This window comes from Brasilonema bromeliae SPC951 (assembly GCF_012912135.1).
Classification (GTDB): Bacteria; Cyanobacteriota; Cyanobacteriia; order Cyanobacteriales; family Nostocaceae; genus Brasilonema; species Brasilonema bromeliae.
This window is the reverse complement of sequence record NZ_QMEB01000314.1, coordinates 1-6191: the sequence shown is the minus strand read 5'-3', so window position 1 is coordinate 6191 and position 6191 is coordinate 1. Positions and strand designations below refer to the sequence as shown.

The following is a 6191-nucleotide window of genomic DNA, read 5'->3' as shown; positions in this document are numbered from 1 at the left end:
ATTCCGGAAGTTATGTCCAGATATTTACAGATTTTAAGTTACAGTTCCCAACCCTCTTTCGAGTTGAAAAGAATTTGCGTTGATGTTGATTTTTCCACCATTACTTACCGATGAGGAGTCACTACCAATACCAGAATCGCGCATTACCAAATCGCCAACTTTAATATTGATTTCACCGACGCCGCCTTTACCAAAAGAACTCGCACCAAATCCAGCTTCCTTTTCAAGCAGCACCGAATTAGCTTCAACGTTTATCACTCCGCCATTACCTACACCAAAGGTAGGGCTGCCTAGCCCACTTTGATTACTGACAACAAAAGAATTCTTAGCTATAAGGGTAATGTCTCCCGCCTTTCCCGATGCTGCTGCCTGACTTCCTACGCCACTGTTATTCTTAAACGTAATGTTGTTGGCTTCCAGCTTTACTTGTCCGCCATTCCCTGAACTGTAGCTGTTAGCGCCGATGTTGGATCTATCGACAACGATCGCATCCCCAAGGATACTAATTTGTTGCCCATTTCTATTGTCCAGCGTATCAGCTCGTACTATTGACTCAGAGGTAATATTGATATTTCTACCAGCGATTGCGATCGCACCACCACCATCTCCTGTGGCACTCAGAAACGATTTCCCTGAAAACCCGATGTCTGCAAAACTCGTCCCAGCTTCATAACCCAGCTTCCAACCTTGTTCTATCGGCACGAGACTCACAGCCTGATTGCTGCCAACACTGCCGATTTCAATACGTCCTTCTGGTGACTTGAGAATGCCACCCTCAATAGACACATTCCCTCCTACCAGTGCTAAGGTTTTCCCCTTACTCACTTGCAATCCTGGTTGGCTACTGTTAAGAACGGGAATGGGTTGATTGATTTTAGAGCCGTTATTATACTCGATGATATCATCTTGATATGACAATTCGTGCCCTGGTCCGGTCACCTGAATTTCTTTAGGATTTGAACCAAATTGCAACCCCAGTGGAACGCTGATCGTTAATAGAGGGGGGGCACCAGAATTGGTCGCGCTAAATTCCGTACCATCGGCAAACTTTAGACTGCTCGCAGTACTACCAATAAACGAGCCTTTAATATCTAACCGTGCATTCGGTCCAAAAACAATGCCATTGGGATTTATCAGGAATAAGTTGGCTGTGCCATTAGCTCGGATGAAACCATCAATATCAGAGCGTGACCCACCTGTGACACGGGTAATAATGTTCGCAATGTCAACCGTATTGTTAAAGAAAGCTTCGTTACCAGTGGGAATAGAAAACTCTTTGAAGCTGTGGAACAAGTTGCTACCCGCTTGAGTTCCGCCAGTGATATTTATCGTATTACCAGAGGGTGTGACGATAGAATTATTGGGTAGAGTGGCATCCGGTGTAATTTGAGCAGAAGCGCAATGTGCACTCCAAATATACACACCACCGATCGCAATTCCTAAGAGCCAACCCCAACGAGCACCCAACTTGGACATTGCACCCTCCAGTTTTTATGGTATTTGCACTAATACTCAGTAAATCACAATTATGGGTTGAATTTTATTTGTGCAAACAATAAATAAAGGAGTTTATTCTATAATTAAGCCGAATGAGGTTCTATCGCAACCGCTTTCTCCTCACCTTGTGTAGGTAAACTCAACTTATCCAAAATCTCCAACATTTCCCGTTCAAAAGCGACCTGAGCACGATTCGTTTTTCCACCCACATATAAGCGACCATCTTTCTGCAACGCCCAAATTTGGGAGTGAGAAAAGTAACTCATCACCACACCTAGCATCAGCAAGGCAAATCCTGTATAAACAACTGGTATTCCTGGATCTGCTTTAATTTGCAAGCCAGTACTACCAAGGACATCCAGAATTTTCAACGTCACACCATTAACAGATGTGGACATTCCAGTGCGAACAGTGTCAACCAACTTGCCAGTACCATCGTAAATCAACACCGTTCCCTGCAAGTCTTTTGCTAGTAAGGAGACACCCTCACTCAAATCTGGTTTAGTAGGAATCCAAGTTCCCCAGATGCGTCCTTTACCGTTGGTGTTTAGTTGCGCCATCGGTAGTTGAAAAATGGGGCTTTTGTTCACACGAACTCGAACTGCAGAAATTCCCCAATCAGTTTGGTAGAAAGTCACGCCGCGATAACGCAGAGGACTGTTGACGAAAATCGTCTTGCGGTCAACTTCCTGTTCTTGATTGTCCAGAACAGACATGTCTGAGTAAAACTGGTCAATTCCACCAGAAGAAGTGTAGTCAATCCAAAAGCGATTGACTCGCACAGACCAATCTTTGGGTAGTGCTGTTGCCCAAGGCCCCGCATCTATGATATTTTTCACTTGAAAGGTATTACCACTGGTCACCATTTCCTGGGCAACAAAACCAGTCATTGCTCCCCAAATAGATCCCAGAAGAATTGTCACAATACCTATATGAACCACAATAGGTCCGATGCGTCCGATCATACCTTTGCGGGCGTAGAGAGAATCATCTTTTTCTTGAAAAACTTTGTAGCGCTGATTTTGCAAAAGTTGAGTGAGGGAATTCACAGAACCATTGTCTAGTTCCGCACTCAAAGCTAACTTTTGAAATTGACGGGGTTCATCATAAAATTTCCATCGACGGGCAGCTTTTAAAGCTGGTAGCTGACGAGTAAAAGTACAAGCAGTTAAGCTTGTCCCAAAAAAGATGAGTAATGCTAAAAACCACCAAGTTCGATAAACATGGTCTAAGCCCAGTGTTAAGAGAACTTTCCAGGTGAGAAAACCAAATAAAGCTGGGTGTTCTGGGTAGTTAGCTTGGTAGAACGCTAACGATTGACCTTGCTCTATAACTGTACCAGTGACGCTGAAGATTGCAATGATTAACAGCATCACAATTGCTAAGCGTAAATCTGTCAGCACGGGCAATAACTCTTGTCGCAATAACTGCCCAAATGCTGACCAAATAGATTTTTTGGGAACTGAATTTTCTATAGTCATTTATCTAATTTTTACCTAAAAACTTCCTACGGGAATCCGAGAAATTAAAGAAAGTACACCAAATCCTACCAATAATGCACCGCTTATTGGGTTAATCCAACCTGACCAACGCCGCAATTCTAGCAATTTCTTAATCGAAGCTGTAAACGTACCCGCTAATATCAATGGTGCGACAGAACCTGCTGTATAGGAAATCAGCAAAACAGCGCCTAGAATTAAGTCTTGCGTGTTGGCAACCCAACCAAGTAAGCTTGCTAAAACAGGAGTACTGCAAGGAGAGGCGACGACACCGAAACTCAGACCAATGAAATAAGCCCGCACTCCTTGAGGTAATTCTTTAGAAATCCACTCTGTTCCACCAAAAGAGGGCAATTGCAAGGGTAAAGCTTCTAATAAATTCAGCCCCATGAGAATAGCAATGATACTGACAATAATTGGTAACCCAATTCCTACCTGACCATAGACTTTTCCCACAAAAGCTGCTATAATACCAAGTCCTGCCAGTGTAGTAGCCAATCCCAAAGCAAACCACGTTGACTGAGCAACGGCTTGCAGACGGCTTTTCGCTTCATAACCACCAATATAACCGATTGTAATCGGTAGCATGGAAAGCATACAGGGTGTGAGGCTAGTGAGCAACCCAGCGATAAAAATGACGCCAACACTCAGCAAACTTAAGTGCGTGAGTTGGTTGGCGACAAGGGCGTTAGCGAATTGTTCTAGTTCGTAAAGTCGGGTTTGCAGGGTTTCAAGCATGGGAGATATAAAAGCAGGAAATGCTTACTATGCTTGAATTTTAGCTTAATTTTGCGTTGAGGCTCCACGGATCACCAAACCTATAGGCAACCCAAGCTGTTCTGGAGTGACAGATCCACCATCCTGCACGAAATCAAAACTGTTTTTCATCATTGGTCCGTGGATGAATATTGTCCATGCTTCTTGATTATCTTTAATCCAGATATTGTGGTGTTTGTATGCAGACCGGAAGATAATTGAGCCTGGTCCATACCACTTGACCCCGTTCTTGGTTTTCTCCCAATAGCCACCCTTCAAAATCAGACTGACGTTGGGCCAAGGATGATTGTGGAGTACTCCTTTATACCATTGCGGTCGGTCTAAAATATGGTTAAGTGTGATGTTAAACCATCTATTGGGTGGGAACAAGATAAAGTGGGTATGCTGTCGAGGTTGTGTCTTTTCTAAATTGTTGTAGGCAGTTAGGACAGGTCGAGACTCTAGATATTTTTTGAACCATTTCTGAAGCATAGAGATGTCTTCTAGAAGATCAGCTGTCCTTAGTTTTCCCAGTATAAATGTGTAACTAACTACCAATTGTCACAACATTTGTGTAATTTCAACTAGTGCAGCACGACACAAATAACTATACTGTTGGAAACAAGTCAAGCATACAGGCGGAATAAGCATTTCTATCTCCATCAATTCTGACCGGAGACTTCCGTTACCTCCGGTCAAAAGTCCACAGCCACAAGCCGGAAATGCTAAACGGAGAGTTAACAAACCAAACAATAGGCGCAAGCGTTATTTGAATGAGCCTAGAGCGCCAGTACAGTAGTCAAGAAGGGGCAAAAAACCCGGTTTCTCTCTGTCGTCAAGCTTGATATCTCGTATGCTCAACTCGAAGAAACCGGGTTTTTGGGATTAGCGCTCATTCCCCTTTCGTTTAGGGAGATGGGGTAGGTTCTAGAATTTGAGAATGAGACAGTTCTGGGATCGCTGCGGCGCTCATAAATGTCAACTTGATATTTGTCACCACGATGCAACAGGTAGTGAGCAAGTAGGAGTCCACTGGATCCTGCACCAATAATTGCGATTTTCTTAACCATGATTTTTACCAATTGAGACTTAAATTTTCTTTATAGCTCTTTTGGAACATGGGTTGCTTTAATCTTAATTTCCTGTCGTTAATTCTGTTTTACTGCAAGTTCACATATTTTCATCTTTCTTTAGAGAGAACGCATAAATTCCCTCCCAGTTGCTCATGCTTGTAAAGGACAACAACTAGCAGACATTTCTGCTCGTGATTTCAAACTGGCGAAACCTCAAAAGCAAAGTGGCGTAGATGTGCAGTTGAAGTATTTACTCCACATCTACGCAAGATCTGTATCGCATAACTTTTTATACAGCCTTATTGATTGTTTCCACTACTATCCGAAGGGACTTGTTCTGACGGCTGGGATTGATTTTGACTTCTACGTAATTGCTCTCCTAAATCATTTTGATTGTCAGATGTGCCTAGATTTCTTTTGCGGCGACCGGAGGGTTGCTGTTCATTCTGCTCGGAAGAAGAATTTTGCTCTAGTGGTTGAGTTAAAGTTGGTGGCTGTGGAGTTGCTTGTTCGGAATTTGACTCTGTAGGTGTACTTGGTACATCTTGCCCGCGCCTGATTCCAGTTTCTGGCGTGGTTTGCGGGGCTACTTCTGGAGTTGTTGATATGGCTCGTCTTCTACGTCCAGAATTTTCTTCCTCATTAGCAACAGGTTCGCGGTTTCTCTGTTGTGCTTCTTGTTGTCTTTTCTGTTGAGCCTCTAGTCTTTGTTGTCTTTCTCTTTGACGTTGCTGAGCTTCTTGGTTACTCCTTGACCCTTGGATAGCAAAATTTGCAAATAATTGTACGTTTTGTCTACCAAAGGCTGCGGAATTTAATTTAAAATCTTTTGCAGAGTCTATCAGTGCTTGATCTAGCTCTTTGTGACCACTAGGGCGGACAAGCCTGATGTTGTTAACATTACCATTTTTGTCAACATCAAAAGCAATACCAGGTCTACCTTCGAGACCTCGCTGTTTAGATTTTTCTGGATACTTGATATCACATCTGACACACTGTGTGAAATCCAACTGTGTGGGGGCAGGGGTTCTTGGTTTGGGAGCTGTAGCAACTTGTGTCTTACCACTTCCTTGTCCACTCCCGGTACCTGAGCCAATACCTGAGCCAGTACCTGAACCGATACCTGAGCCAGTACCTGAACCGATACCTGAGCCAGTACCTGAGCCGATACCTGAGCCGATACCTGAACCGATACCTGAACCGATACCTGAACCAAAACCTGAGCCACTACCTGAACCGATACCTGAACCAAAACCTGAGCCACTACCAGTACCAATACCAGTACCAGTACCTGTGCCAGATCTCACAGTGCCTTCTCCTGAACCGGTGGCAATACGGGGACTGTTACCACCGCCGCCACCACCAC

At 43.8% G+C, this 6191-nt stretch carries 6 protein-coding genes; all 6 read right to left on the bottom strand.

Translation table 11 applies throughout. The features are described 5' to 3' along the window. Positions 1-33 precede the first annotated feature (33 nt). Positions 34-1476: a filamentous hemagglutinin N-terminal domain-containing protein gene (locus DP116_RS26405; protein WP_169157969.1), complete on the bottom strand. Its 1443-nt coding sequence runs from the start codon at positions 1474-1476 to the stop codon at positions 34-36. Positions 1477-1580: 104 nt separating this feature from the next. Continuing rightward, complete coding sequence (locus tag DP116_RS26400; protein WP_169157968.1) at positions 1581-2978, bottom strand: cytochrome c biogenesis protein; 1398 nt, start codon at positions 2976-2978, stop codon at positions 1581-1583. Between the two features lie 15 nt (positions 2979-2993). After that, a complete protein-coding gene (locus tag DP116_RS26395; protein WP_169157967.1) occupies positions 2994-3734 on the bottom strand; it encodes a cytochrome c biogenesis protein CcdA in 741 nt (246 codons plus the stop codon). A gap of 45 nt (positions 3735-3779) precedes the next feature. After that, positions 3780-4244, bottom strand: a complete 465-nt coding sequence (locus DP116_RS26390; protein WP_169157966.1) for a hypothetical protein — start codon at positions 4242-4244, stop codon at positions 3780-3782. A gap of 365 nt (positions 4245-4609) precedes the next feature. Further along, complete coding sequence (locus tag DP116_RS26385; protein WP_246275806.1) at positions 4610-4822, bottom strand: NAD(P)-binding protein; 213 nt, start codon at positions 4820-4822, stop codon at positions 4610-4612. A 302-nt stretch (positions 4823-5124) separates the two neighbouring features. Then, positions 5125-6191, bottom strand: a 1067-nt coding sequence (locus DP116_RS26380; RefSeq protein WP_169157965.1) for an energy transducer TonB, incomplete at its 5' end; no start/stop codon positions are given.